This window comes from Flavobacterium xizangense (assembly GCF_054075145.1).
The window spans coordinates 1-241 of record NZ_JBSIPG010000287.1 but is presented as its reverse complement, the minus strand read 5'-3'; the positions used below and the strand labels follow the sequence as shown (position 1 = coordinate 241).

The 241-nt window shown below is 35.7% G+C and carries 1 protein-coding gene; it reads left to right on the top strand.

All coding sequences use genetic code 11. The features are described from left to right. Window positions 1-213: T9SS type A sorting domain-containing protein (locus ACWA1B_RS23465; protein WP_456911100.1), on the top strand; the 213-nt coding region annotated here is incomplete at its 5' end. Window positions 214-241: the final 28 nt, after the last annotated feature.

The window sequence follows — 241 nt, the reverse complement described above, 5'->3', positions numbered from 1 at the left end:
GTTTCCAATCCGCAAACACTCACGGTGAAATCTTTCACTTTATTCGACATGTCAGGAAAAGCGGTGATTTCAAAAAAAGATTTAAATGTGGAGCCTTCTTATAATTTCCCAACTGATGGCTTGTCCGACGGAGTGTATATTGCCGAATTTCTGACAGATGAAAATCAGCGAATCACCAAAAAAGTAATAATCTCCAATAGCGGAAATAAATAAACTGCTGAAGCAAAATAATAAACTAAAA